24 protein-coding genes are annotated in these 23,454 nt (G+C 62.6%); 11 read left to right on the top strand and 13 right to left on the bottom strand.

The window, feature by feature from the left end:
- From RBB31_RS04595 to arsC, 3 genes are read left to right on the top strand one after another with little or no spacing between them, the layout of a single operon-like run.
- Positions 1-339 carry a DUF952 domain-containing protein gene (locus tag RBB31_RS04595; RefSeq protein ID WP_306128082.1) on the top strand — a complete coding sequence of 113 codons (339 nt, stop codon included), beginning with the start codon at positions 1-3 and terminating at the stop codon, positions 337-339.
- Entirely contained in the window at positions 336-1,394 is a 1,059-nt protein-coding gene (locus RBB31_RS04590) for a quinone-dependent dihydroorotate dehydrogenase (RefSeq protein ID WP_306128081.1), read from the top strand. Before RBB31_RS04595 ends, RBB31_RS04590 begins: the two co-directional genes overlap by 4 nt.
- Positions 1,385-1,732 carry an arsenate reductase (glutaredoxin) gene (gene arsC / locus RBB31_RS04585; protein ID WP_306128080.1) on the top strand — a complete coding sequence of 116 codons (348 nt, stop codon included), beginning with the start codon at positions 1,385-1,387 and terminating at the stop codon, positions 1,730-1,732. The genes RBB31_RS04590 and arsC overlap by 10 nt, the downstream gene beginning before the upstream one ends.
- A 246-nt stretch (positions 1,733-1,978) precedes the next feature.
- Here the strand turns inward: arsC and RBB31_RS04580 are convergent, their stop codons facing one another.
- The 3 genes from RBB31_RS04580 to RBB31_RS04570 form a co-directional block, all read right to left on the bottom strand.
- Positions 1,979-2,572 (bottom strand): outer membrane protein, encoded by a 594-nt coding sequence (locus RBB31_RS04580; RefSeq protein ID WP_306128079.1) that lies wholly within the window; start codon positions 2,570-2,572, stop codon positions 1,979-1,981.
- A gap of 304 nt (positions 2,573-2,876) precedes the next feature.
- Positions 2,877-3,473 (bottom strand): outer membrane protein, encoded by a 597-nt coding sequence (locus RBB31_RS04575; protein ID WP_306128078.1) that lies wholly within the window; start codon positions 3,471-3,473, stop codon positions 2,877-2,879.
- 282 nt (positions 3,474-3,755) lie between these two features.
- On the bottom strand, positions 3,756-4,190 hold the full coding sequence (locus RBB31_RS04570; protein WP_306128077.1) for a DUF1489 family protein: 435 nt from the start codon (positions 4,188-4,190) through the stop codon (positions 3,756-3,758).
- 317 nt (positions 4,191-4,507) lie between these two features.
- On the opposite strand from RBB31_RS04570, the gene RBB31_RS04565 reads away from it, so the two are divergent.
- Complete coding sequence (locus tag RBB31_RS04565; protein ID WP_306128076.1) at positions 4,508-6,766, top strand: adenosylcobalamin-dependent ribonucleoside-diphosphate reductase; 2,259 nt, start codon at positions 4,508-4,510, stop codon at positions 6,764-6,766.
- A gap of 711 nt (positions 6,767-7,477) precedes the next feature.
- Here the strand turns inward: RBB31_RS04565 and RBB31_RS04560 are convergent.
- From RBB31_RS04560 to RBB31_RS04515, 10 genes are all read right to left on the bottom strand, one after another.
- Complete coding sequence (locus tag RBB31_RS04560; RefSeq protein ID WP_306128075.1) at positions 7,478-7,843, bottom strand: hypothetical protein; 366 nt, start codon at positions 7,841-7,843, stop codon at positions 7,478-7,480.
- A gap of 313 nt (positions 7,844-8,156) precedes the next feature.
- Positions 8,157-8,570, bottom strand: coding sequence for a hypothetical protein (locus RBB31_RS04555; protein ID WP_306128074.1), 414 nt, complete (start codon positions 8,568-8,570; stop codon positions 8,157-8,159).
- Between the two features lie 798 nt (positions 8,571-9,368).
- Positions 9,369-9,674 carry a hypothetical protein gene (locus RBB31_RS04550; RefSeq protein WP_306128073.1) on the bottom strand — a complete coding sequence of 102 codons (306 nt, stop codon included), beginning with the start codon at positions 9,672-9,674 and terminating at the stop codon, positions 9,369-9,371.
- Positions 9,675-10,169: 495 nt separating this feature from the next.
- Entirely contained in the window at positions 10,170-10,568 is a 399-nt protein-coding gene (locus RBB31_RS04545) for a nuclear transport factor 2 family protein (RefSeq protein ID WP_306128072.1), read from the bottom strand.
- 31 nt (positions 10,569-10,599) lie between these two features.
- Positions 10,600-11,271 carry an ion channel gene (locus RBB31_RS04540; RefSeq protein ID WP_306128071.1) on the bottom strand — a complete coding sequence of 224 codons (672 nt, stop codon included), beginning with the start codon at positions 11,269-11,271 and terminating at the stop codon, positions 10,600-10,602.
- Entirely contained in the window at positions 11,268-12,464 is a 1,197-nt protein-coding gene (locus RBB31_RS04535) for a low temperature requirement protein A (protein WP_306128070.1), read from the bottom strand. Before RBB31_RS04535 ends, RBB31_RS04540 begins: the two co-directional genes overlap by 4 nt.
- Positions 12,465-12,498: 34 nt before the next feature.
- Entirely contained in the window at positions 12,499-13,053 is a 555-nt protein-coding gene (locus RBB31_RS04530; protein WP_306128069.1) for a DUF924 family protein, read from the bottom strand.
- Complete coding sequence (locus RBB31_RS04525; RefSeq protein ID WP_306128068.1) at positions 13,050-13,307, bottom strand: hypothetical protein; 258 nt, start codon at positions 13,305-13,307, stop codon at positions 13,050-13,052. Before RBB31_RS04525 ends, RBB31_RS04530 begins: the two co-directional genes overlap by 4 nt.
- Before the next feature lie 9 nt (positions 13,308-13,316).
- The gene (locus RBB31_RS04520; protein ID WP_306128067.1) at positions 13,317-14,666 is read right to left on the bottom strand and encodes an aldehyde dehydrogenase family protein; all 1,350 of its coding nucleotides are present in this window, start codon (positions 14,664-14,666) and stop codon (positions 13,317-13,319) included.
- Positions 14,667-14,766: 100 nt separating this feature from the next.
- Positions 14,767-15,540 carry an SDR family oxidoreductase gene (locus RBB31_RS04515; protein ID WP_306128066.1) on the bottom strand — a complete coding sequence of 258 codons (774 nt, stop codon included), beginning with the start codon at positions 15,538-15,540 and terminating at the stop codon, positions 14,767-14,769.
- 148 nt (positions 15,541-15,688) lie between these two features.
- Here RBB31_RS04515 and RBB31_RS04510 point away from each other — a divergent pair, with 148 nt between their 5' ends.
- The 7 genes from RBB31_RS04510 to RBB31_RS04480 all read left to right on the top strand — a co-directional run bounded on the left by RBB31_RS04510 (position 15,689) and on the right by RBB31_RS04480 (position 23,269).
- On the top strand, positions 15,689-16,573 hold the full coding sequence (locus tag RBB31_RS04510; RefSeq protein WP_306128065.1) for a LysR family transcriptional regulator: 885 nt from the start codon (positions 15,689-15,691) through the stop codon (positions 16,571-16,573).
- A gap of 1,108 nt (positions 16,574-17,681) precedes the next feature.
- The gene (locus RBB31_RS04505; protein WP_306128064.1) at positions 17,682-18,770 is read left to right on the top strand and encodes a LacI family DNA-binding transcriptional regulator; all 1,089 of its coding nucleotides are present in this window, start codon (positions 17,682-17,684) and stop codon (positions 18,768-18,770) included.
- 4 nt (positions 18,771-18,774) lie between these two features.
- Positions 18,775-19,770 carry an ABC transporter substrate-binding protein gene (locus RBB31_RS04500; protein WP_306128063.1) on the top strand — a complete coding sequence of 332 codons (996 nt, stop codon included), beginning with the start codon at positions 18,775-18,777 and terminating at the stop codon, positions 19,768-19,770.
- A gap of 59 nt (positions 19,771-19,829) precedes the next feature.
- A complete protein-coding gene (locus tag RBB31_RS04495) occupies positions 19,830-20,633 on the top strand; it encodes an ABC transporter permease (protein WP_306128062.1) in 804 nt (267 codons plus the stop codon).
- Between the two features lie 4 nt (positions 20,634-20,637).
- Positions 20,638-21,426 carry an ABC transporter permease gene (locus RBB31_RS04490; protein WP_306128061.1) on the top strand — a complete coding sequence of 263 codons (789 nt, stop codon included), beginning with the start codon at positions 20,638-20,640 and terminating at the stop codon, positions 21,424-21,426.
- Positions 21,423-22,454: an ABC transporter ATP-binding protein gene (locus tag RBB31_RS04485; RefSeq protein WP_306128060.1), complete on the top strand. Its 1,032-nt coding sequence runs from the start codon at positions 21,423-21,425 to the stop codon at positions 22,452-22,454. Before RBB31_RS04490 ends, RBB31_RS04485 begins: the two co-directional genes overlap by 4 nt.
- Positions 22,454-23,269, top strand: a complete 816-nt coding sequence (locus RBB31_RS04480; protein ID WP_306128059.1) for a phosphodiesterase — start codon at positions 22,454-22,456, stop codon at positions 23,267-23,269. Before RBB31_RS04485 ends, RBB31_RS04480 begins: the two co-directional genes overlap by 1 nt.
- Positions 23,270-23,454 lie beyond the last annotated feature (185 nt).

The following is a 23,454-nucleotide window of genomic DNA, read 5'->3' as shown; positions in this document are numbered from 1 at the left end:
ATGCTGATCTACAAGATTTTCCGGGCAGACGAGTGGGCCGCGCTGCGGTCCGAAAAGGAAACGCGCGGCGCGCCGGTGGATGTGGCGGACGGTTACATTCATTTCTCGACGCCGATGCAGGCGCCGGAGACGGCGGCGAAGCATTTCGAGGGTGAGGACGACCTGGTGCTGGTGGCGGTCGAGACCGACCGGCTGGGCGAGGACCTGGCTTGGGAGACATCCCGTGGCGGCGACAAATTTCCCCATCTTTACAGGGTTCTGCGGCTCGAGGATGTGGTCTGGGCCCAGCCCCTGCCGCTGGTCGATGGCACGCACCAGTTCCCGGTGGGCGCGGCATGACACTGGCCGACCGGATCGGGCTTGGCCTGATGCATCGGATGGACCCGGAGCGGGCGCACGGGCTGGCCTTGCAGGCGCTCAGGGCCGGGCTGGTGCCGCTGCCGGGGCTGGTCACGTCGGCGCGGTTGCGCTGCGAGGTGGCGGGACTGCGGTTGGCCAACCCGATCGGGCTGGCGGCGGGGTTCGACAAGAACGCGGTGGCGTTGTCGCCGCTCTCTCGGGCCGGGTTCGGGTTCATCGAGGCGGGAGCGGTGACACCGAAACCGCAGGCGGGCAACCCCAGACCAAGGCTGTTCCGGCTGGCCGAGGACCGAGCGGTGATCAACCGTTTCGGCTTTAACAACAAGGGTATGGAGGACGTGGTGCAGCGCCTTGCGACACGTCCCAGGGATGCGGTGATCGGGCTGAACCTTGGTGCCAACAAGGACAGCGTGGACCGCGCCGAGGATTTCGCCCGGGTGCTGGCGCGCTGCGGGCCGCATCTGGATTTCGCGACCGTCAATGTCTCCAGCCCCAACACCGAGAAGCTGCGCGACCTGCAAGGCGCCGAGGCGCTGGCAGCGCTGCTGAAAGGCGTGATGGAGGCGCGAAGCTGGTTGGAAAATCCGATCCCGATCTTTCTCAAAATCGCCCCGGATCTCAGTGACTTGGAACTGTCCGAGGTGGCCGATGTTGCGCAGGCGGGCGGTGTTGCGGCGGTCATCGCCACCAACACCACGCTGGACCGGAGCGGGCTACGAAGCCCGGTGAAGGATGAGGCAGGCGGGCTGTCGGGGGCGCCGCTGTTCGAGCGGTCGACGAAGGTGCTGGCGCGGCTGTCGCAGCTGACCGATGGGCGGATGCCGCTGATCGGTGTGGGCGGTGTCGGAACTGCCGAGCAGGCGCTGGAAAAAATCAGGGCCGGGGCGAGCGCGGTTCAGCTGTACTCGGCGATGGTTTATGAAGGGATCGGCCTGGTGGAGCGCATCGCTGGAGGGCTGGACAAGCTATTGGAAGAAAACGGTTTTTCGAATATCGGCGCGGCGATTGGCACGGGGAGGGACGCATGGCTTTGATCGAGATATGGCACAACCCGCGATGTTCGAAGTCGCGCCAGACGCTGGCCCTGCTGGAGGAGCGGGACCTTGAGGTGAAGGTGCGCCGCTATCTTGAAGACGCGCCGGACGTGGCTGAGTTGCGTAACGCGCTGGCGCTGTTGGATATTCCCGCCAAGGACCTGATCCGCCGAGGAGAATCCCGTTTCAAGGAGCTGGGATTGCCGCTGGACAGCCCGGAAGAGACCTTGCTGGCCGCGATGGCGGCGCATCCGATCCTGATCGAGCGGCCGATCGTGTTCGCGCGGGAGAAGGCGGCGATCGGTCGGCCGCCGGAGGCCGTGCTGGACATCCTATAGCGGGCGTTTCAAATCGAAGGTTAATGGGCGCGATGTGGCCTGAAACGGCACGTCGGTATCGCGTCGGTATTCGGGGTGTGCGGCGACGGTGCCGTTTTCGCGGAGAATGCGGCCTACCGGACCGCGCGTTGCGCAACGCCGCGACGGGGCCCGCCGCGCGTGAAAAAGGCGCCTCCGCCCGGGGGCGGGAGGCGCCTCGATCCGTGGATCCTGCCCGGAGGTGCCGGGCAGGATGATCTTGTCCGATCAGAAGCGGAACGTGCCGCGCAGTTGAACCGTCGTCGGCTCGACATCGGCGTTGGAGCCGTTGAAATTGTCGAACTCGTGGTAGAGCAGTTCGCCACCGAGCGAGAAGCTGTCGGTGACCATCGTTTCGTAGCCTGCGCCGACGAAGTAGCCATCGTCGTCGCCGAGGTTGTCCGTGAACGCCTTGGCATAGCCGCCGGTGCCGTAGATCAGACCGTTGCCAAGCTTGTAGCCGGCACGCAGCTTGGCGCGGAAGATGTTTTCCAGGTCGACCTGCGGGTTCGGCGCGGTCGAGACTTCGGCCTCGGTGAAGTCGTAGTCGAGGCTGCTGCCCAGCACGAAGTTGCCGAAGTCGTAGTCGTAGCCGACGAACAGGCCGCCGATGACAGTGTCGTCCCCACCGGAGATGTTGGAGTCGAGGTTGTTGTAGCCCAGTTGCACACCGCCGTAGAGACCGGTCCAGTTGGGGGTCGCGGCGACAGGCGGCGGCGGCGGGGTGACGATATCGTCGGCGGGCGGCGTGAGGTTGCCTGCGAACGCGGGCGCGGCGCCGAGGGCGAAGGCGGCTGCGAGAAGAGTGGTTGCTCGGTGCATACTGTTATCCTTTCAGGACCATTTACTTGCGGTTGGGAGACGGAACGCGGGGCGTGCGCCTTTGTCTCGGGCATATGGCGTGGAACGCCCACCGGGCAAGAAAAGGTGCCGGATTGGCTTGTCTGGCGCGCGTTATTTTCAAGGGCGATGCGCGGGGGATACACCTTTGGCGGAAATCCGCTTTTTTTGACTCGCCTCAAAGAAATGATGGAACTTTACGAACTTTGGTGTATTTCACAAAGTTAGGCCCGGGCCGGCGAAATGCCGCCCCGGGCCAATGTCCTGACAGAGACTCGAACGGTGCCTAGAAGCGGAATGTGCCGCGCACCTGGAGCGTCGTCGCTTCGACGTCGGTGGCGGTGCCATTGTAGTTGTCGAACTCGTGATAAAGCAGTTCGCCACCCATCGAGAAGTTCTGGGTGATCATGTGCTCGTAGCCGCCGCCGATGAAGTAGCCGTCATCGCTGCCGAGGTTGTCGGTGTCGGCCTGGGCGTAACCGCCGGTGGCATAGAGCAGGCCATCGCCCAGCTTGTAGCCGCCGCGGACCTTGGCGCGGAACACGTTTTCAAGCGTCGCGGCATTGTTGGCCACGCCGATATCGGCGAAGTCGTAGTCAAGGCCGCCACCCAGCACGAACGTGCCGAAATCATAGTCGTAACCCGCGGTCAGACCGCCGATCACGCCGTCGTCGCCGCCTGACACATTGGTGTCGACATCACCGTAGCCGAGCTGGACACCACCATAGGCACCGGTCCAGTTAGGGCCGAAATTGGTGGGCGCCGGAGCCGGTTGCGGCGCGGCGACGATGGTGTCCTCGACCGGAGCCGAGGTGTTGCCTGCGAATGCGGGGACGGCGCCCAGAGCGAGGGCGCTGGCGAGGATCGAAGTTGCTCGTTTCATCATGCTTTCCTTTCGGCATGTCTGTTTCGTTCCGCAGCGCGTCTTTTCGGCGCTGTGTGACGGCAGATATGCCTTGGCGTGAAGCTGCGACAAGGGGGGGAGGCCGACACGCGCGATCACGTCGGTGTGAGGTGCGGTCAGGTGCCGAAATACAGCGGATCATCGGCGGGAACCTGCTGAAATCCCGACAGGATTCAAGGTTTGAAAGCAAGAACCTGCCGGTCACGCGGCAAGCTCTGTTCGCCGGTGATCGACGGTGTGTGCATAAATGAAGAGTGAGGGTCAGAGTACGCCGATATCCGCCAGCGCGGCGCTGAGACCCGCGGGCAACGCGTCTTCGTCCTGACGGTTTTTCGGCAGGTCGGCGGGCGCGTCCGCGGCGGCGAGGTAGCGCCAGCCCTGGAACGGGCGCTTGCGGGCGGTGGTGGTGCGGATGATGTCCGGCTCCAGCACGATACCGCAGCGGCGGATGCCGTCGGCGCGGGTGACCTCGTCGAGCCGAATGATCCGCTGCCGGCACTGGATCAGGCCCTGGATCACCCAGTAGATCGAGCCGCCCTCGAGCAACTCGGTCTCGCGCCGGGGCCACATGCGGGTGACGTGGCGCGGCAATCCGTCGGGGCCCTGCGCCTGCTTGCCGGATTGCCAGGCGATGAGGCTTTCGACGGTTTCCGAGCCGACCGAGAGCTTGACGAGATGTATTTTCGGGTCTGTCACGACTGCCCCCATTTCCACCCGGCATATCCTATGGTCGGGGCGGGGGAATTCAAGCGGGTGCGACCTTGTGGTGTGCCGTTGGCACGCAGGGGTGACTGCGTTCGGGCCACGCAGGCCTTGGGGGCGGGGCCCCCAAACCCCCTTTGTATGGGGGACCAGTCCCCCAAACCCCCTGGGATATTTTCGGCCAGAGGAAAGGGCTGCAGGGTGGTAGAAGATAGTTCGGAGGATTGACCCGAACGGCTACAACGACTAGTGTGCTACGTCTCGCTCGCCACTATCGCTGCCCGAAAACACTAGACAAAACAGGTCCCCGCATGACTCGATTCGCCGCTCCTATCGCCGGGGCCATCTGGGATATGAAGTACCGCCTGAAAGAGGCGGACGGCACGCCGGTGGATGGCACGGTGGAGGACAGCTGGCGGCGGATCGCGCGGGCGGTGGCGGCTGTCGAGGCCGAGCCGGACATCTGGGAAGAGCGGTTCTATCACGCGCTGGAGGATTTCCGGTTCCTGCCGGCCGGGCGGATCACCGCGGGGGCCGGGACGGGCCGGGCGGTGACGCTGTTCAACTGTTTCGTCATGGGCACGATCCCCGACAACATGAACGGCATCTTCGACGGATTGCGCGAGGCGGCGCTGACCATGCAGCAGGGTGGTGGCATCGGGTATGATTTCTCGACAATCCGGCCGAAGGGCGCGTTGGTCGAGGGCGTGGCCGCCGATGCCAGCGGGCCGCTCAGCTTCATGGACGTGTGGGACGCGATGTGCCGGACAATCATGAGTGCCGGCAGCCGGCGCGGGGCGATGATGGCGACGATGCGGTGCGATCACCCGGATGTCGAGGAGTTCATCGGGGTGAAGGGCGATGCGGCGCGGCTGCGGATGTTCAACCTGAGCGTGCTGGTGACGGACGATTTCATGGAGGCCGTCAAGGCGGACGGGCCATGGGACCTGGTGTTCAGCGACAAGGTCTACAAGACGGTGCAGGCGCGCGACTTGTGGAACCGGATCATGCGGGCGACCTATGATTTCGCCGAGCCGGGCGTGATCTTCATCGACCGGATCAACAAGGCCAACAACCTGCATTATGCCGAGACGATCGCGGCGACGAACCCCTGTGGCGAGCAGCCGTTGCCGCCTTACGGCGCGTGCCTGCTGGGGTCGATCAACCTGGCGCGGCTGGTGACGGAGCCGTTCGAGGCGGGGGCGGGCATCGACGAGGGCGCGCTGGCCGAGCTGGTGGGCACGGCGGTGCGGATGATGGACAACGTGGTGGACGCATCGAAATTTCCGCTGCCCGAGCAGCGCGCCGAGGCGCAGGCCAAGCGGCGGATCGGGCTGGGGGTCACGGGGCTGGCCGATGCGCTCTTGATGTGCGGGCTGCGTTACGGCGACGACGACGCGGCGGCGCAGTGCGAGGCGTGGATGAAGGCGATCGCGCGGGCGGCGTACCTGGCGTCGGTGGACCTGGCCAAGGAGAAGGGGGCGTTTCCGCTGTTCGAGGCGGAACCCTATTTGCAGAGCGGCATGATGCAGGCGATGGACGAGGATGTGCGCGCGGCGGTGGCCGAGCACGGGATCCGCAACGCGCTGTTGACCAGTGTTGCGCCCACCGGGACGATCAGCCTTTATGCGGGGAATGTCAGCAGCGGCATCGAGCCGGTCTTTGCCTATTCCTATACCCGCAAGGTGTTGCAGAAGGATGGCAGCCGCACCGAGGAAGAGGTGGTGGATTACGCCGTGCAGATGTGGCGCGAGACGAAAGGCGACGCGGAACTGCCGGACTATTTCGTCAATGCCCAGACGCTGGAACCGCAGGCACATGTGAAAATGCAGGCGGCGGCGCAGAAATGGGTCGACAGTAGTATCTCCAAGACGATCAATGTGCCTGCCGATATCGGGTTCGAGGCGTTCAAGGAAGTCTACATGCAGGCCTGGGACACGGGCTGCAAGGGATGCACCACGTACCGGCCCAACGACATCACCGGCAGCGTGCTGAGCGTGGAATCCGAGGACAAGGTGCCGATGCCCGTGGAGGGTGGCGAGGTTGTCTATATGTCCGAGCCGCTGGACCGGCCGACGGAGCTGGAGGGTGCGACTTACAAGCTCAAGTGGCCCGACAGCAGCCATGCGATCTACGTGACCGTGAACGATATCGTGCTGGACGGGCGGCGGCGGCCCTTCGAGGTGTTCATCAACTCCAAGAACATGGAGCATTTCGCCTGGACCGTGGCGCTGACGCGGATGATCAGTGCGGTGTTCCGGCGGGGCGGCGACGTGAGTTTCGTGGTCGAGGAACTGAAGGCGGTGTTCGATCCGCGCGGCGGGGCGTGGATGAACGGGAAATACATCCCCTCGATGCTGGCCGCGATCGGCGGCGTGCTGGAGAGCCACATGATCAATATCGGCTTTCTCGAAGGCGAGGGGCTGGGCCTGAAGGAGGACCCGACGGCCAATGTGGTGAACCTTGACGCGCCGCGGGGTCCGGCCTGCCCGGCCTGCGGAAGCTATGACATGCGCAAGGTCGAGGGCTGCCTGACCTGCGCGTCCTGCGGGCACTCCAAATGCGCGTGAGGCGGGCAGCGGGTTAACGGCTGTTCCGATGTTCTGACTACCAATTAATGGCCACCGGCGGGCTTGAAATGTCCATTTTGCAAGCGAAAAAGGTCAATCGGGCGTAGGCGCTGGATCTTCTGGTTTTTCTACGGTTTCTCGCGCGAACGAGGGTTCGAGTCGGACCAGATGGGTTTGGGAAGTGAAAACACGCAACAGAAGCGCTACTGGGAATTTTTCTTGGGTTTGGTCTGGGCCGATAGCGCGCCTGGACTTTTGCGCAACTGTCACCGTTCACCGGTTCACCGAGGTGAGTGCGTCAGTCATTGTCTCGAAGTCATGGGATGAGGCGATAGGCAACATTGGAACGACGACCCACGTAACGGGGCGCAAAAAAGGGCGGCTTTCGCCGCCCTTCTTCGAGAACCATTTGGTTTTTCATGCCGATCGCCAGTGGCGCAGGGCAACTTCGACTCGCGCCTACGCCCGAATGGCTTCGTGTTTCGAGTCATGCCCGTCGCAGAACTGGTAACCGTAAGTGTCTTCGCAGGTATTTTTGATCATTCCGACCGATCCGCGTGTAGGGCCGGTTCACCCAGACGTGGACACGAGACAGGCTGTGCTTCTCAATGAGCCTTAGCGTAACTTCACAGACATCCTGCTCCATCCCGATTTCGTCAGGATAGACGCTCAGGCGGCGCTTGCACGCCACCTGAAGGACACGGCCGAGTTTCACTCGGTTCGAGGGAACCGCGCGAGGAGTTCGCTGACGCGCGCGCCGTGCCAGAGGGTCATGCCTGAGGCTGGCAGACCCCGTTCGTGACCGATCCGGTCGAGCGACGACGGTGGCTGGTCGGCCAGGATGCGCCGGATGTCGCGCAGCGCGGCCTCGACGACATCGGCGTTCGGGATCGGCGCACCGAAGGCGCCATGCAGGTCACAGAGCGCCGCGAACCCGCTCGGATCATCGAGCGCATCCAGCAGGTCGCAGAGGCTCGCGCCGTGACGGCGGAGGTGCTGCTCCGCAGTGTAAGCCGCGCCGAGACGGGCCTCGGCGGTGTCGGTGGTGGTGGTGTTGAGGGTGGTGGAATTGAGCATGATGTTCTCGCTTCATGCAGTGTCGGAATCGGTGGTGTGCCTGGTTCATCGGCGTCATGTTCCGTCGCAGGGAGAAGGTGGACGTTGGCAGGTTCCTTTCGGTTGTTCTCAATGACTGGACTTCTGTGCTGGTGATGAGAACATTGGTCGATCATCCGGACGACGAAGAAGAAAACTGCCCGGCGCATGATTTTTTTTGTCGCGCCGCATCGGCGAAGACGTTCCACGATGGTGCAAGGCTGAGTATCGGACCTTGCATTCGTCCGAGGGCATGACGCCGGCCGTGCAAACCGCGCGTGGCCGGCGCCGCAGGTCAGGCCGCGTCCCGCGACGGGAGAGCAAGCGCCACGGCATCCCGCTCGTCGTCCAGCTCTCCGATTTCGACCAGCAGGTCATACAGTCGGTCGGTGAGAAGACAGAGCTCTTCCACTTCCGGGCTCGCGGGATCGAGAAGGCTCCAAGGTGATAGGTCCGGGTCGAGACTATCGCTGACCAGATCGAAAGACAGCAGCCGGTGCAGATCGACGAGCCTGCGCCGCGTCGCCCGGTCGAGACGCGACGCTTCGCGCAAGCCGGTAATCAAACGCAGGACGCGGGCCGTTCCGGCCTCGCCGTCGATTAGCCCCGCGGCGTTGCACAGAGCCGATCCGTGCTTGTCGAAATGCGCCCGTGCGGCAGCGAGTTGCAGGTCTGCGGACAGGGCAATTGTGGGTAGGTTACGCAGCATAGTGGTCCTCCTTTTGCGCGTCTGCCGTTCGTGGCAGCATCAAGCCCGTCCGCATGTTGTTTCTCCGAGATGATCCTCCTTTTGCTGCGTCGGCTGAATGGTCGTTGTTTCGGCGTTGATATGGAGATTGGCCAATCGCCGCCGGCACGAAGCAAAAACTTCAGTTTTGTTCGGCACTGCGGGGAATCTCGCTTTCAGGGTCGTCAATCGGCCCCATGATGCCGAATGCGGACTCCTGGCCGTGGGACCGGTTACCACAAAGATTTTTTGATCCCTGGCGAGAAAATGCTTCTGGCTGGAATCAATCATCCCATCTCTTCGGTATGACGGACCGGCATGGAGATGCCGTTGAGGACCGCGCGACGAGCGACGAGAAAGGAGGCAGGGCAAGATCCAGATGGTCTGGGCGCTCGTGAACATTGTTGTGCACCACTGAAGACGCAGCGCGCTGCGGGGACATGATCACTCCTCAGAGCTGGTGGTATCCGCGTGAGCGGAAGCGACAACGTGCATCCGAAGCGAAGTTCCATTTCGTCTGTCAGAGAAGTCCGTCCCAGGCGGTCTTCGAAGTCCCGGCCACCGACGGGAATCTTCCACGGGCGCGGTGGCGCCCGTTCTATTTGACCAGAAGGAGCATGCTGACCCCGACATCAGGATCCCAGAATACAACATCACATGATGGTGCCGGATTGCCCTTGGTGATGTGGTCCAGGATTGTCGGCGCACGCAGCGCCGCGACGGGTTTGCCCGGAATAGTCCTCGCCGTCCCCGCCCAGGCGGACGGCTTGGCTCGGCGTGCTATCTCGGAAGCTGGCGCCGCTCGAGCGCTTCGTCATCGCCATCGGATTTCATTGCGTCGGCGATGAGATGGTTCACCGTCGCTTCGAAATACGCCGTTGACTCGCGGTAGAGTGCGCGGAACTCGGTTGCGACCGTGCGCCCGAAGCTGATTTGCCGCGTCCGGACAATGAGGGGGGTGCGCCGCTGCCGAGGATAGCGATAGGGTCGCACCATATGCTTGCGGCAGAGCGCCACGAAGATGCGCACCGACCACACATCCGGCAAGGAATACTGCAACTCGATGTCCGGGTGCGCGTGGTCCACGACGCCGGGAGCCAGCACTACGCCAGCCTAAGTTTCTTTGAGCACTGGATGTCGACACGCCGAGGTTGCCTCGAGTAGAGGTAGCCGCCCCGACTGTCGAACTATCGAGAACGGCCCATTCCTGCCATTCATAAACTTTGCGACGAACGTCCGGTATAGGCCAATGCTAAGGGGCGCATCTCTGACCACTTTTCTGAAACGCTATAGAGCAGCTATATAAAGTCGCGGGGCTCGGTCGTGTGCATCCCGACCAGCCGTGGCAGCGGCATGGACCGTATAGAGTGGTCCAGCGATCGCTGCGAAGGTCGAGCCGGGGATGCGGTAGAGCGACGTGGTTTCCGGAATGACTTTGGAGAGACCACGCCCGATATGCTGGCTGGTGACATCAGCTTGTAAACGATCACCGCCGCCATCAGGCCGCAAAACTATGTCGCGTTATGCACGATTGTTGGGAGAACCACATTTGTTGCAAGCTGGTCTTAATCCTCACGCCGATCAGTACCGCATTTGCCAACTGATGATTCTCCCATCTTCAACTGTCATCAGGAAATCGGCTGCACTGCTGTAGCCGTCATCGTTGCGATACTGCCCCGTGACCACCACTGCGTTGCCATCGCCGGCCAGTTCCGCTCCGTCCACACGTCCATGCGGTTCTATGATGTCAGAGGCCAGCCAGGCGCGGAAATCCTCACCGGTTTTGGGGCTTCTATCGCCGTAGGTATGGCTCGCATCTTCTGCAAAAACAGTGCGGATGCGATAAGCGTCATTCACCTCCATAGCTGCGAGGAGTTCGCTGACCACCGTTTCGGGTGGGGTCAGGTCGTCGGCGACTGCAAGGCCAGGAGCGAACACGAGGACGGCGGTGGCCATAACGATCTGTCTGCGGGTCGGCATGGTGTTGTCCTTTCGGTTAGAGGTAATGAGATCAGGCACTGCCCGGGGTATGCATCCCGACCAGCCGTGACAGCAGCAGGACGGTATAGAGCGTACCGGCGATCGCCTCGAACGCCGCCATGGATTGCGCGACGTGGCCGACCGGCAGCACGTCGCCGTAGCCGAGGGTCGTGAGAGTCACGTAGCTGTAATAGAGTAGCTGCTGCCATCCGACCTCACCACCGGTAGCCGAGGTAAAGGCGCTGGGGTCGAACCAGAAGATCAGCCCATAGATTGCCGCAAAGATCGAGCCGAGGATGAGGTAGAGCGCTGTAGCAGCCAGGATGACTTCTGTGAATACCTCGCGCCGGGTGAACGTGTAGCGCGTCAGCACGATCAGGATCACGAGGTGATGCGCGATTGAGGTCAGGTAGACTGCCAACGCAGCCGCGGAAGAGGGCGAGTAGGAATTGACGATCCCGGCCGCGAAGACGGCGAGCGAGGTCAGCGTCGCCAAGAAGCGCATCGCGCGATCCGCCGTCAGAGCCCAGATACCGGCCCAGAACATTCCTGCGTAAAACCCATAGAACAGCGCCGGCCAGACGCCGCCCCAGGTGCTGAGAGGATAGATCAGGTTGTGGACGATCACCGCCGCCATAAGGGCGCCTGTCTTGGCGACCTCCGACAGGGCGGGCATGGGCCTGTCGTCAGCGGAGGCGATCACGACGGCGTCCCGACCTTCAGCCCGCTGCGGTCCGGGTTCACCGCGGCCACCGCCAGCCCGGCCAGCAGCATCCCCAGGCCCAGCACGATGCCGGAGGCATGGGTCTCATGCACGAACCAGCCGATCAGCGGCATTGCCGCGAAAGGCAAGGCGTAGGTCCAAGGGATTTTCCGGCCGAGGCCCAGGCGGAACAGCGTGTTGCCGGTCATGAAGATCATCGGCCCGGCGCAGGCGATCAAGATGGACGGAAGATGAACCGCATCGGTGGGGTGCGCGACGATGATCTCGATGGCGACCGCCACCACGATGGCCCCGCAAACCATGATCCCGTGGGCGTAGGCGAGGCTCGCGCGGCCGAGTTTGGTGTGATCTCCGGAAGAGTGGAACGCCTCCTCGCCCGCTTCGCCGGAATGCACGAAGTAGAGCCACCACATCGAGACGATAAGCGCGAAGCCGATAGCTGCCGTCAGAAAGAGGGGCACGGAGAGATCGGCATCGACCATGGTATGTCCCAGCAGGAGAATGCTTTCGCCCAGCGCGATGATGAAGATGAGCTGGTTGCGTTCCAGCAGATGCAGGCCCTTCAAGGTCCATGTTTCCATCGGGGTCTGCCCGTGGCCCGGCACATGGTAGCCTGCGTAGGGTCCCGCGTAGTCGATCAGCACCGCGACGATCCAAAGAGGCAGGCGCAAAGGCTCAATCAGCGCGCCGGCGATCCAGAAGACACCCGAGAGAACCGACCACATGCCGAGCTGCCAGTAGTTCTGTCCCATCCGTGTGCCGCGCATCACGGCGGCCATATAGAACGCACGGATCAGCGCCATGGCGACATAAGCCAGCGCGAAAAGCCATGCCCGGTATTCGAAGGCATAGTGGATCGCCACCGCCATCATGAGCGCGCAGGCCATCAGCACCAGCATGAGAATCCGTCCCGCCGTCTTGTCCGGATCGATCCAGTTCGCGGCCCATGCCGTATAGTTCCAAGCCCACCAGACGCCCGCGAAGAGCGTCGCCGCCTCCAGCGCGCCCAGCCAGGTCTGATGCTCCAGCAGGTAATGCGAGAGTTGGATGATCGTGAACACATAGACCAGATCGAAGAACAACTCGACTGTCGTGACTTTCAGATGCGTTCCGCCTTCCCTCTCACGGAGCGCCGATGACGGAGCGAAGCGGTCAAGAAAAGGTGTTGTCATTGAGAGTCTCCTAATGGGCTGGTGTGACGCAAAATCACCCCTGAAACCCGCCGTTTCTTAGAAAGTCGGTCTCTGTTGGTCGGGCCGCGCGACCGAGTATCGCGTTGCGGTGCGGAAAGCGCCCGAACCGTGCAATGATTTTCCGGTGGCGACGGGCCCGATCGAGACCGCCCGGCAGAAACCTGCGATGCAACTCGACCGATTGCTCCTGATCCGCAATATTCTCGGAATGGGCGAAGGGTAGAAGGCAGAAAAGCTGCAATTCTTCCGGCACCTTCTCGACAAACTCGTGATCGACCATGCGACGGGCGATCCGACGCGCCTCGGCGTCGTGCGCATACATCTGCGCCTTCCCGCGAAACGCATTTCGCGGATACTGATCGAGAAGGATCAGCAACGCGAGACATCCATTCGGTGTCTCTTCCCAGCCGCCGAGCGCGCCCGACGCCGCCTGCTGATGCAACGAACCAAACTGCCTGGTAAGCCGGCGGTCGAATATCGGATCGTGGGAAAACCAGTGATTGCGGGATCGGCTCCAGAAGGTCAACACGTCTGAAATCGTCCGCGGCTGAGCTCTCGCAAAGGTCATGTGCGTTTCCGCCTTGCCAGAAATATCGCAGCGAGGGCCGGACCGCCGAAGACCGGCAGAAAAACCAGCGCTTCTTCCATGACCGTGTAACCCGCGTGTGTCACACCGATCCACATGTTAATCGCACTGACGATCAGCCAAACCACAAGATAGGCAGGAAGCAGGTCGCGCAGGGAAGACCGCGAGATGCGCGAAACCAGCCAGAAGACCGCCAGAAGGGCCAAGCCGCAGAAGATAAGCGTAAGTATATGCATGAGGTTATACTATCCGGCAAAGGGGGCCAGCAGTTTCTCGATGTCCTTTTCCACATAAGGCGGAAACACATCGAGCAGTTGATCAACGGGCGAAACCAGCATGGATTTGAGGTTGCTGAGCGCATCGAACCCGGCTTTGCCATAATATTTTCCCATGCCGGAACTACCAACACCGCCGAATGGCAGGCTGTCTACCCAGCAATGCAGGTTCGTCATGTTGACGCAACCGCCGCCGAAGGAAACCGAATGGATGAACCGTTCGGCCACCGCCCGATCCCGGCTGAAGACATAGGCGGCGAGCGGTTTGTCGAGCGTCTTGATTCTGCCGACGACGTCAGCGAGATCGCGATAGCGCAGGATCGGCAATACCGGTCCGAAGATCTCCTGCTGCATGGCCGGGTCGCTCCACCCAGCGGGATAGAGCAGCGTCGGCTCGACATAGCGGTCTGCCTTGCTGTGCCGACCACCCAGGACAATCTGATCTTCGACGATGTAGGACGCCACGCGCTCGGCATCTTTTTCGCTTATCATCCGCGCGAAATCCGGGCTCTTCTTCGGATCATCGCCATACATCCTGCGGATCGAGGCCTTCACTTTCTCGACGAAGGCATCTGCGACATCTTCATGCACGCAGACATAGCCGGGCGCGATGCACCATTGCCCGGAAATTGCGTTTTGGCCCCAGGCGATGTAGTCGGCCGCGCGTTCCAGATCGGCGCTGGTGTCTACCAGCGTCGGGTTCTGCCCGCCAAGTTCGAGGATCACCGGCGTCAGATGTTCAGCGGCGGCGCGCATCACCACCTTCCCAACCTTTGAAGAGCCGGTGAAGAAGATGAAATCAAATGGCAATTCCAGAAGTGCGGAAATCTCGTCCCGCCCGCCGGTGACGACTGCCACGTCACGCGGGTCGAAATACTTTGGCACGAGCTCGGCAAACAACCTGGCCGTGGCGGGGGTGGTGTTGGCAGGCTTTAGCATGACCGGGTTACCCGCCGCCAGGGCCGCGATGGCAGGATCGAGCAGCAGCAGGATAGGCGCGTTGAAGGGTCCGATCACAAGTGTCACACCAAAGGGCTCGCGGTGGATCACGCCCTCATGCCCGGTCTCGGCCAGCCCTGCGGGCAACGCGACCGGCTCGGGGGCCATCAGATCGTCCAGGTTGTCGCGGTAGTAATTGATGTTGCCCATCGGCACGACGATCTCGAATTCCTGCTCGAAGGGCGGCTTTCCGAAATCCTTGTAGAGCGCGTCGGTCCAGCGTTCGCGGTTGTCGAGCAACATCCTCTCCAACTTTTCCAGTTGGTCCAGACGCCAAGCTTTCGTCTTGCTGCGGTCGCTCTGGAACGCGTCATTCTGCAAGTCGAAAATGTCTTGAAACGGATTGCTCATCGCAACTTCCTCTCGCAATCGAAGGGGACCGGCTGACATGAACGCCCGCCGGTCCAAACAGGATCAATCGTTACTTGGTGGTGTAGCCGCCGTTGATCAGGATCGTCTGACCAGTCATCCACCAGCCCTCGGTCACGATAAAACGGACCCACGGTGCGATATCCTCGATGTCGGTCAGGCCCTTGGTCGAATAGTCGGACAAGGCAGTCATCATCTTGTGAAAGGCGATGGTATCGTCGTTTTCCTGACCATAGAAGAATGGGGTATCCATTGGGCCCGGCCCGATGGCGTTGACCGAAATGCCGCGTTCGCCGAACTCCTTGGCCGCCGCGCGGGTGTAATGCTCGACCGGCGCCTTGCCGCCACCATAGGTCGAATAACCCGGTGCAAAGGCCCCCAGAAGCGAGGTCACGATCGTCAGAAGCGCGCCTTCATCTTCAAGATGCTTCCCGGCCTGCTTGATGAAGAAATAGGCCGACTTGTTGTTCACAGCCGACATCTGGTCGAACTCCTCTTCGGAGGTTTCGGCAATAGGTTTGCGCAGCACTTGACCCACGGTGTTGATGGCGATGTCGATGCTGCCGAGGCCAGCCTTGGCATCTTCGAAGAGCTTGGCATTGGCCGCGTCTGTTGTCAGGTCGCCCTTGAGGATGGCGGCTTTGGCACCGGCGGCTTCGACGGCCTTTGCGGTGGCCTCTGCGTCGTTCCGGCTGTTGTCGCCGTGATGGTGGATGGCGACGCCTTTGGCCCCACGCTCCGCGAGGTCGCGCGAAATCAAACCGCCGAGGTTCTTGGCCCCACCGGTGATAAGGATGTTTTTGCCCTCAATGCATGTTCTGGACATTAGTTGTTCCCTTTCTGTTGTTATGCGAAGCCATTTCTCGGCCTGCTTACAGACAGAATAACCGCAGGAAAGGTTCGGATAATCCGACGAATCTTGACATCACTCGTCAGTCTGGCCGAACAATGGGGTCATGGATCGTATCCGGCAGATGGAAGTCTTCATCCAAGTCATGGAGAGCGGGAACTTCACCCGCGCGGCGGACGCGCTTGGGATGCCGCGCTCGACTGTCTCGACCGTGATTCAGGCATTGGAAGATCGGGTTGGCACCCAACTTCTCCGCCGATCAACCCGCCAAATGATGCCAACCGACGAAGGCCAGCGGTTCCTGCGCACAGCGCGCGAGATTGTCGATGCTGTTCAGGACACCGACCAGATGTTCAGAGGGGACGCGGCCCGGTTCAGGGGAAAGCTGCGGGTAGATATGCCCAGCCGGATCGGCCGTCGTATTGTGATCCCCGCACTGCCTGCGCTGCTCGATGAGAACCCCGAACTGGAAATCGAGGTCAGCACGACCGATCGTAAGATCGATCTGATCTCGGAGGGGATCGACTGTTTGATCCGCGTCGGCACCCTGCATGATGCTGACATCATTTGCCGCACGCTTGGTGATCTGAGAATCATTACCTGTGCAAGCCCCGGCTATCTCGAACGCCATGGGACACCGCAGACTGCCTCAGACCTGTCTGGACACTGGATGGTGAACTACGGGCCCAGACTGTCAGCTGAGCCGCCAACCTTTTGCTATGAGGGCAAGAATGGCCTGATCGATCTGCAAATGCGCAGCCGCGTGGCGGTCAACAACGCCGAAAGTTACATCGCCGCGGCGCGCGCAGGGTTAGGTCTGATCCAGCTTCCTGCCTATGACGTGCGTTATCTGCTGAAACGCGAAGCTCTGGTGCAGGTATTGCCCAAGCTGGCCCCGCCGCCCATGCAACTTTCCTTGCTTTACGCCGAACGTCGCAACGTGCCAGCGCGGATCATTGCGTTCCGAGAGTGGGTGCAGGGATTGTTTCGAAGGAAAGATGTAATTTGAGGATGTATCTGGTCTTCCAGAAAACAAGCTGACCTCCCGCAAGCGCAGCCAATGTGAGCCATGTTTTACAACTCGGACCTTCGCGCAGAACGCAGCGAAGGTCCCCTTCCCGCCCGACATGTCGGACCGTCGCGAACGGCCCTCTTCGGACATTCACGAGGTTGGCCATCGCTGCGCCGCAGCTCCCCCGAACCGGCCCTTCGTGGCAACGTGCAGCATCGTCTTCCGACCCGAGGTCCGCAGTACGGACCAAGATGCCCTTCGATCTGCTTCAGAAATAGTCTGCATTTGTGCAATTTCCGGATGTGAATGACAGGCCATGCATAGCTTGAACACATGTCACACTGAGCACCTTGACGAGGCTCATATATCTGACCGATCCTACATGGGTGCGAGCATTCCGAGGCAAGCGCACCGTGTACCTCGGAGTGTGAAGAAGCGGTAGCGTCGCCATTTCTTGATCGGGTCTTGAGCGAGCCTTGACAGGCTTCAGTGATAAATTTCAAAGGAAAACTTCATGCATGCGCGCATCTTTTCAAATCTAACGCTCTGCCTCGGCCTCGTGGTAGCATCGGTGTCTAACGCGGATGCCTGTACACGTGTCGTCTATCTGGGGCCGGAGGAACGCATCCTCACCGGTCGCACCATGGACTGGAAGCTTCCCATCATAAGCAACCTTTGGTCCTTTCCGCGCGGCATCAAACGGAATGGGTGACCGAAAGTGTCTTCGCAGGTATTTTTGATCATTCCGGCCGTTCTGCGCGTGGGGCCGGTTAACCAAGACGTGGACACGAGACAGGCTGTGCTTCTCGATGAGCCACAGCGTAACGTCACAGATACCCTATTGAACCCAAAAGAGTTTTGTTCGGTTCTCGTTCGCTATGTTGTTGACGTCTACCATCGCCCGCCGCACAGCGGGCTGAAATGGACCTTATAAGCTTGGAGAATGGACAAGTCGATGGCCGCAAGGCCGGGAACTGCCTTGTGAGATCGAGGAGATCTCGGCTTATCTGGATGCGTCGTGGCCGGGCGCCAGCGGCGGTGTCACATTCACGTTATGAATCTTCCGTATCAAACAGGTGGAAACGTTTTCACATGGAAGAATCGCGTGAGCCAGAGGCAGAAGATCACCATCAAGGACGTCGCGCGGGAGGCCGGCTGCGGTATTGCGACGGCCAGCCGGGTGCTCAACCGATCCGGGCCCGCCAGCGCCGAGGTGCGCGATCGCGTGGAGAGGGCCGCGCGCGATCTGGGGTTTTCCTTCAGCGCCATCGGGCGGGCCTTGCAAAGCAGCCGAAGCATGACGATCGGGTGCCTCGTGCCCTCGCTTGCCAATCCGGTCTTTGCCGAAGCGGTCCAGGGTGTGCAGGAGGCGCTTTCGGGCACCGGGTATCAGCTTCTGATCGCAAGCTCGAACTATGACGGGGAGGCCGACAACGACGCCATCGCGACCCTTCTGGCGAAAGAGGTCGACGGCCTGATCGTCACCATGGTCGCGCCGGAAAAGAGCGTGGCGCTGAAGCGGGCGTGCCAGCATGGCGTTCCCTTGTCGCTCATGTTCCATGACCCGATAGATGGCCTGCCCAGTGCTCATGTGGACAATTTCGAAGCCGCACGGGAGGTCGCCCGCCGTTTCTCAGAGCTGGGCCACAGGCGCACGGGCTTTTTGGCGCTGCGGTTCTCCACCTCGGACCGGTCGCGCAACCGCTATGCGGGCTTTCACGCCGAGTGCCGCGCGCGGGGCATGCCGGACCCGGCGCTCATCGAGCTGAGCGAGGCGGAGGCCAACACGCCCAGGCTTCTGGCTGAGATCCTCTCTACGCTCGATGGGCTGAGCGCAGTCTTCGCGTCGAACGATTTCCTGGCCATCGCGGTGCAGAAGGCCGCGCGGCTGATGGGCAAGATCGTGCCGCAGGACCTGTCGGTGGTGGGGTTCGACGGCATCGAGATCGGACGCCTGCTCGACGTGCCGCTGGCGACGATCGAGACCGCGCCCGACGCCATGGGCCGTCAGGCCGCGCGCACCTTGCTGGACCTGATGCAAGGGGAGGCCTGTATCCAGCAGCCGCCCTTGCCCTTCAATTTCCGCGCGGGGGGCACGCTTGCGCCGCCCCGGACGGAAAGCCGCGACGACGACCAGGGTGCGACCTGGCCGCCGTCCGTTCACTCGCTCAAGACCGAACTCAAACAAGGATGAACCCATGAAACTTACCGTTCTTTCGGCGCTTCTCGCAACCGCGATCGCCGCGCCCGCGCTGGCCGAGGATGCGATCTGCTACAACTGTCCCCCGCAATGGGCGGACTGGGCCTCGATGCTGGAGGCGATCGACGAAAAGCTCGACATCCAGATGCCGCATGACAACAAGAACTCGGGCCAGACCCTGAGCCAGCTTCTGGCGGAACGGGCAAGCCCGGTGGCCGACGTGGCCTATTACGGCGTCACCACCGGCATCAAGGCCGGAACCGAGGGTGTGGTGGAGCCCTACAAGCCGGAAGGCTTCGACGAGATCCCGGAAGGTCTGAAGGACCCCGAGGGCAACTGGTTCGCCATCCACTACGGCACGCTTGGCCTGTTCGTGAATGTCGACGCGCTGGCCGGGGCGCCGGTGCCGCAGTGCTGGGCCGACCTGACCAAGCCGGAGTATCGCGGCATGGTGGGCTATCTCGATCCGTCCTCGGCCTTCGTCGGCTATGCCGGTGCCGTGGCCGTGAATCTGGCCAACGGCGGCGATCTGGGCAGTTTCGACCCGGCCATCGAGTATTTCAACGCGCTGGCCGAGAACGACCCGATCGTGCCGAAACAGACGTCCTACGCCCGCGTGGTGTCGGGCGAGATTCCGATCCTGTTCGACTACGACTTCAACGCCTATCGCGGCAAATACGAAGAGGACGGCAATTTCGAGTTCGTGCTGCCCTGCGAAGGATCGGTACGCGTGCCTTACGTCATGAGCCTCGTGGCCGATGCGCCGAACCCGGATGCCGGCAAGCGGGTGCTGGATTTCATCCTGTCGGACGAGGGCCAGGCGATCTGGACCAATGCCTATCTTCAGCCGGCACGCCCGGTCGATCTGCCCGCCGAGGTGGCCGAGAAGTTCCTGCCGGCCTCCGATTACGAGCGGGCCGTGGCGGTGGACTATGCCGAGATGGAGCGCGCCCAGGCGGCCTTTGGCGAACGCTACCTGAACGAAGTCGAGTAACCCCGAGACGCCGGGCAGGCACGCGCCTGCCCGGCACCTCCCCCGGATCGGAGCCGAGAATGTCCCAGAGGCACTTCATATTCCTCTGCCTGCTGCCCCTCGTCATCTTCACGCTGGCCTTTCTGGCGATCCCGCTGGCGCGGCTGATCCTCGCCTCGGGCGAAAGCGAGGCGGGCTGGGCGATCTACCTTCAGATCCTGCAGACCCCGCGCTACCTGTCGACGCTGGTCCAGACGGTCGTCGTCTCGATTGCCGTTACGGTGGCGGCGCTGGCGATCTCGACCACGGCGGGGCTGTACCTCGTGCGCAACCGCTTCGTGGGGCGGAACACGCTGTTGTCGATCCTGACTTTGCCGCTGGCGTTTCCGGGCGTCGTGGTGGGTTTCATGATCATCCTGCTGGGCGGGCGGCAGGGGCTCGTGAACCAGCTTTTGCCCGGTTACTGGGTCTTTGCCTATTCGATTTTCGGCCTGTTCTTGGGCTATCTGTATTTCTCGATCCCGCGGGTGCTGCTGACGGTCATGGCGGCGGCGGAAAAGATCGACCCGGCGCTTGAAGAGGCCGCGCGCACGCTCGGGGCGCCGCCCTGGCGCATCGTGACCGATGTGCTGCTGCCCGCGCTTGCGCCCGCGCTGATCGCGGCCGGGGCCATCGCCTTCGCCACCGCGATGGGGGCCTTCGGCACCGCCTTTACGCTTGCCACCGACATCGACGTCCTGCCGATGGTGATTTACACCGAGTTCACGCTGTCGGCGAACATCGCCATGGCCTCGGCCCTGTCGGTGGTGCTGGGGGTGGTGACATGGGCGATGCTGCTGATCGCGCGCAGCTTCTCCGGCGGCGCCGTCGCGGCGGGGGGCTGAGGCGATGCGACATGTCACCCGCCACCTCCCGCTGGCCGTCACGCTGCTGGCCTGCGCGTTCCTGCTGATCCCGATCATCCAGTCGATTTTGGCCGGGCTGACGGTGAACTATTTCCGTGGCCTGTCCTCGGGCCTGACGCTGAAATGGATCGGCCAGGTCTGGGAATTGTATTCCGACAGCATCTTCCTTTCGATCGGACTGGCGATGGCCTGTCTGGCCGTCACGCTCGTGCTAGGTGTGCCGGCCGCCTATGTGCTGGCGCGCAATCCCGGCCGGACCAGCCGCGTGCTGGAGGAGTTCATCTCGCTTCCCCTGGCAATCCCCGGCCTCGCGCTGGCGCTGGCGCTCCTGCAGCTCTACGGGACCGTTCAGGGGTTCCGCACCAGCTGGACCTTCATCCTCGTCGGGCATGTCCTCTACACCCTGCCCTTCATGGTTCGGTCGGTCCTGTCAGTGCTGGCCGCCATCGACCTGAAGACGCTGGAGGAAGGGGCGGCCTCCCTGGGGGCGAGCCCGGTGCGGCGGTTCATCGACATCGTCGTGCCGAACGCCATGCCCGGCATCCTTGCCGGTGCGCTGACCGTGGTGACGCTGTCGATCGGTGAATTCAACCTGACCTGGATGCTGCACACGCCATACCTGAAAACGCTGCCCGTGGGCCTTGCCGACAGCTACGCCTCGATGCGGCTCGAAGTCGCCTCGGCCTACACGCTGGTCTTCTTCGTGATGATCGTCCCGCTTTTGATGGCCATGCAATGGGCCAGCGCCCGCGCCCAAAGGATCACGCAATGACTTTGACACTCGGCAATATCGCCAAGACCTTTCCCTGCGGCACAAGGGCGCTGAGGCCCACCGACCTGGAGATCGAGCAGGGCGAGATCCTCTCGCTGCTGGGGCCCTCCGGCTGCGGCAAGTCCACCCTGCTGCGCATCATCGCGGGGCTGGAGACGCCGGACCCCGGCGCCTCCATCGTCTTCGACGGTGAGGATGTGACCCATCAATCGGTCGACCGCCGCAAGATCGGCATGGTGTTCCAATCCTACGCGCTGTTCCCCAACATGTCGGTGCGCGGCAACATCGGCTATGGGCTGAAGATGCAGAAGCTGCCACGGGCCGAGATCGCCGCGCGGGTGGAAGAGGTTATCGAGCTTTGCCGTCTGGAGCCTTACGCCGACCGCGCGATCACCGCCTTGTCCGGCGGCCAGCGTCAGCGCGTCGCACTGGCCCGCGCGATGGCGCCGCGTCCGCGGGTGCTGCTGCTGGACGAGCCGTTGTCGGCGCTGGACGCCGCGCTGCGGGGCCAGTTGCGCGACGAGCTGGCGCTGCTGCTGCGCGAGTTCGGGATCACGGCGATCTTCGTGACCCACGACCAGGACGAGGCGATGGCGATTGCGGACCGCGTGGCCGTGATGAGCCAGGGCGAGGTTGCCCAGATCGGCACGCCCGAAGCGCTCTACCGCAACCCCGCCACCGGCTTCGTGGCCCGGTTCGTCGGCGATGCGATGCCGCTGGAGGGGCACATCGAGCGCGAAACCCTGCATCTGCAGGGCGGCATGCTGGGCCTGCCCAGGGCGAGCGACGGCCAGCAGGTCCTGGTCCGGGCCGAGGATATCCGGATCGACCCGCAAGGCCCGATCGCGGCCCGGGTCGAGACGGTGACCTTTCTTGGCACGCATTATCGGATCGCCCTGTCCGGCGCGATGACCGGGCCTCTGTTCATGCTGCACGCGGGTTTCAGCGCACCGAAGCCGGGGGACAAGGTGCGTATCTCCATTCCGCCGGAGGCGTTGTTGGTTCTCCCGCTGGATACGGCCGCGTGATGCCCGGCTTTGTTCAGATTACCGACACCCATATCGTCACCCCCGGCAGGCTGGCCTATGGACGATCGGACACGGCCGATGCACTGCGCCGCGCGGTGGAAACGATCAACGCCAAGCTGCCGCTCTGGAGCGGGATCGACTGTGCCATCATCACCGGCGACCTGACCGATCACGGCACGCCCGAGGAATACGCGCATTTCCTCTCGATCATGGAAGGCCTCGCCTTGCCCTGGCATGCCGTCCCCGGCAACCACGATCAGCGCGCGCCGATGCGCGAGGCGTTGGCGGATGCGTTCTGGATGCCCCGCAAAGGCCCCGTTCAGTGGGTGCGGGATTTCGGCCCCTTCTCGGTGATCGGTCTCGACACGCTTCTGGAAGGCGCTCATCACGGTGCGCTTTGCGACGAGGGCATGGAATTTCTCGACACCGCGCTTTCCGCCATCGGCGACCAGTCGGCCGTCGTGGCCACGCACCACCCCTTCATGCACGCGGGCATTCCCGCGATGGACGCGGACAATCTGCGCAACGGCGCGGCGATGATGGCGCGGCTGGAGGCCCATCCTGGCCCGGTCCGCATGATATCCGGCCATGTCCACCGGGCGATGACCACCCAGATCGGACGCGTGACCTGCCAGATCGCGCCGGCGACCTGCCACGCGGTGCTGACCGATCACCGGTCGGTAGCCGACCCTCGCCTGATGCTGGAACCGGGCGCCGTCATGGTCCATCGCTGGCTCGACCGGCCCGTCCCGGGACTGGCCTCCGATGTCATCCCGACTGGCCTGTTCCCCGGCCCATGGCCGTTTCAGGACTGATCGAGTTCGGGACAAACGAACCCGAGCAAGATTGTTGCATGTTCGGTGGGTCCCGCCGGTCGCATGCCCAACAGGAAGGCGCGTGTTCTGGATGTGGCCCCGGCGCGACGGGCAGGTTCCGATGGATGCGCTGGCCGCCGTGCTGCGTCAGACGTTCCGTATCCGGATGCGGCGTCCGGTCGCTG

The organism is Roseovarius sp. MMSF_3350, assembly GCF_030733425.1.
Lineage (GTDB): Bacteria > Pseudomonadota > Alphaproteobacteria > Rhodobacterales > Rhodobacteraceae > Roseovarius.
The sequence above is the reverse complement of the archived record's forward strand: the minus strand, read 5'-3'. Positions and strand labels throughout refer to the sequence as shown.

Coding starts and splice junctions, on each gene's coding strand:
- RBB31_RS04580 (WP_306128079.1), bottom strand. CDS start 2,572: ATGCACCGAGCAACCACTCTTCTCGCAGCCGCCTTCGCCCTCGGCGCC.
- RBB31_RS04560 (WP_306128075.1), bottom strand. CDS start 7,843: ATGCTCAATTCCACCACCCTCAACACCACCACCACCGACACCGCCGAG.
- RBB31_RS04490 (WP_306128061.1), top strand. CDS start 20,638: ATGCGACATGTCACCCGCCACCTCCCGCTGGCCGTCACGCTGCTGGCC.
- RBB31_RS04565 (WP_306128076.1), top strand. CDS start 4,508: ATGACTCGATTCGCCGCTCCTATCGCCGGGGCCATCTGGGATATGAAG.
- RBB31_RS04555 (WP_306128074.1), bottom strand. CDS start 8,570: ATGCTGCGTAACCTACCCACAATTGCCCTGTCCGCAGACCTGCAACTC.
- RBB31_RS04545 (WP_306128072.1), bottom strand. CDS start 10,568: ATGCCGACCCGCAGACAGATCGTTATGGCCACCGCCGTCCTCGTGTTC.
- RBB31_RS04535 (WP_306128070.1), bottom strand. CDS start 12,464: ATGACAACACCTTTTCTTGACCGCTTCGCTCCGTCATCGGCGCTCCGT.
- RBB31_RS04590 (WP_306128081.1), top strand. CDS start 336: ATGACACTGGCCGACCGGATCGGGCTTGGCCTGATGCATCGGATGGAC.
- RBB31_RS04485 (WP_306128060.1), top strand. CDS start 21,423: ATGACTTTGACACTCGGCAATATCGCCAAGACCTTTCCCTGCGGCACA.
- RBB31_RS04480 (WP_306128059.1), top strand. CDS start 22,454: ATGCCCGGCTTTGTTCAGATTACCGACACCCATATCGTCACCCCCGGC.
- RBB31_RS04525 (WP_306128068.1), bottom strand. CDS start 13,307: ATGCATATACTTACGCTTATCTTCTGCGGCTTGGCCCTTCTGGCGGTC.
- RBB31_RS04510 (WP_306128065.1), top strand. CDS start 15,689: ATGGAAGTCTTCATCCAAGTCATGGAGAGCGGGAACTTCACCCGCGCG.
- RBB31_RS04530 (WP_306128069.1), bottom strand. CDS start 13,053: ATGACCTTTGCGAGAGCTCAGCCGCGGACGATTTCAGACGTGTTGACC.
- RBB31_RS04575 (WP_306128078.1), bottom strand. CDS start 3,473: ATGAAACGAGCAACTTCGATCCTCGCCAGCGCCCTCGCTCTGGGCGCC.
- arsC (WP_306128080.1), top strand. CDS start 1,385: ATGGCTTTGATCGAGATATGGCACAACCCGCGATGTTCGAAGTCGCGC.
- RBB31_RS04515 (WP_306128066.1), bottom strand. CDS start 15,540: ATGTCCAGAACATGCATTGAGGGCAAAAACATCCTTATCACCGGTGGG.
- RBB31_RS04595 (WP_306128082.1), top strand. CDS start 1: ATGCTGATCTACAAGATTTTCCGGGCAGACGAGTGGGCCGCGCTGCGG.
- RBB31_RS04495 (WP_306128062.1), top strand. CDS start 19,830: ATGTCCCAGAGGCACTTCATATTCCTCTGCCTGCTGCCCCTCGTCATC.
- RBB31_RS04500 (WP_306128063.1), top strand. CDS start 18,775: ATGAAACTTACCGTTCTTTCGGCGCTTCTCGCAACCGCGATCGCCGCG.